Here is a 1,860-nt window from a genome sequence, read left to right on the forward strand (position 1 = left end):
TTCTCCTCAACCTGGATGCCCTTTTGACGGGCGATCTCCATCACCGTATTGCGGGTAATCCCCTCCAGAATGCCCACAAAGGGTGGCGGAGTTGAAAGCACGCCGTTTTTGACGATGAAAATGTTATCCCCGGTGGCCTCGGCTACATAACCTTCCTGGTTGAGCATTACCGCCTCGGGAGCCCCCACCAGGTTGGCCTCCATTTTGGCATAAATGTTGTTAAGGTAGTTTAAAGATTTAACCCGGGGATTACATGCCTCGGGCAGGTTGCGCCGGGTGGCCACGGTAACCAGCTCCAGCCCCTTTTCATACAGCTCTTCGGGGTAGAGCTGTATGGAAGCGGCTATGCAAAATATGGTCGGCCTGGAGCACTTGCGGGGATCAAGGCCCAGATCCCCCCGGCCCCGGGTGACCACCAGGCGGATGTAAGCATCCCGTAAACCATTACGCCGGCAGGTTTCCAGCACCACTTCTTCCATTTCAGGCATGGTGATGGGAATATCAAGACCAATGGCGCGTGCCGACTCGTACAGGCGTATAATATGTTCCCTGAGCTTGAAAACCCGGTTGTGGTAAGCCCGGATGCCTTCAAAAACGCCGTCCCCATATAAAAGGCCGTGGTCAAAAACGGATATCATAGCCCGCTCTTCAGGTACGAACTCCCCGTCAAGATAAATAATGAGCCCCATCAAAGCACACCCCTTCTCTTTCTTTAATTCCTATAAATTCCATCTCTGCTGCCCCGTCACAACATCGCCCTCCCCCATGCGGGGGATAGCTACAAGCAACACCAGAGTTCACCTCCGCTTTGAAAACCAGTAAAAAATAAGACCCGAAATAGATATTTCCCACAGAGTGGAACCTATCCGCTCGGGTCTTTTATCCCCACGGTGTAACCACCACCGAATTATGGCTGGCGGCCTGTACCGCTTGGTCCAGTCCCCCGCAAAGCGGGGCGGAACCCTAGGTACACTTCCCTCCGTAAACCAGACACACAATATGTGGTTGTGGGATAAAAACTAAAACCTCCCGTCCCGGCAGTCCAATAAAACTGCCAGGGACGAGAGGTAAATCCTCGCGCGGTACCACCCTGCTTGCCCTTGCCTCACGACAAGGACCCCTTATGTGTCCCCATCAGGACACGGCTTCTGGTAACGGGTAGCCAACCCGGCCCGGCCTAATCGGCGCCAGCACACAGAGGCGCCTTTCAGCTGGCGACTCCGGGGCGATCCTTTCACCTGATCCGGCACCGGTTCGCAGCTACCCCGGCTCTCTGCAGCCTGGAAGACAGGTTACTTGCTCCCCTTCATGGTCTTTAACCAGTAACTTGTTATCCAGTATACAGATTCACAGTACGGGTGTCAAGCAATTTTTAATGAAAAGAGTTTCTTCCGTTTTTACCGCCCCAGCCTCTCCCTCGCCCGGGAAATGGCCTCCCGGACAGAATCCGGCGCCGGTCCCCCCAACACCCGCCGGGCGGCCACGCACTGCCTGATATCAATAGCCCGGTAGACATCCTCTTCAACCCGGGGGGCAAAATGCCTGAACTCTTCAAGGGACAGTTCCTCCAGGGACTTGCCCCGGGACAGGCAGTAATAAACCAGTTTGCCCACCTGTTCGTGGGCTTCCCGGAAGGGGACGCCCTTTTTCACCAGGTAGTCCGCCAGGTCGGTGGCGTTGGTGAAGCCACCCCTTGCCGCCCGGGCCATATTTTCCGGGCGCACCTTCAAGCTGGCCACCATGGGCGTGAAAACCCTCAAGCATTTCTTAACCGTATCCACGGCGTCAAAAAGTGCCTCTTTATCTTCCTGAAGGTCTTTATTATAGGCCAGGGGCAGCCCTTTGAGCATGGTCAAAAGG

The 1,860-nt window shown here is 55.2% G+C and carries 1 protein-coding gene, 1 pseudogene, 1 riboswitch and 1 other annotated feature; the gene and the pseudogene both read right to left on the minus strand.

Annotation, left to right across the window (positions count from 1 at the left end; genetic code table 11):
* A partial coding sequence (gene ilvE / locus ACPLUI_RS14450; protein ID WP_424660942.1) for a branched-chain-amino-acid transaminase occupies positions 1-689 on the minus strand: 689 nt, incomplete at its 3' end.
* A 176-nt stretch (positions 690-865) separates the two neighbouring features.
* Positions 866-978, minus strand: a riboswitch (guanidine-I (ykkC/yxkD leader).
* 75 nt (positions 979-1,053) lie between these two features.
* Positions 1,054-1,319: a binding site (T-box leader), on the minus strand.
* Between the two features lie 78 nt (positions 1,320-1,397).
* Positions 1,398-1,860, minus strand: a pseudogene (locus ACPLUI_RS14455) (argininosuccinate lyase); the annotation flags it as partial.

It is taken from the genome of Desulfofundulus sp. (assembly GCF_049701015.1).
GTDB lineage: Bacteria > Bacillota > Desulfotomaculia > Desulfotomaculales > Desulfovirgulaceae > Desulfofundulus.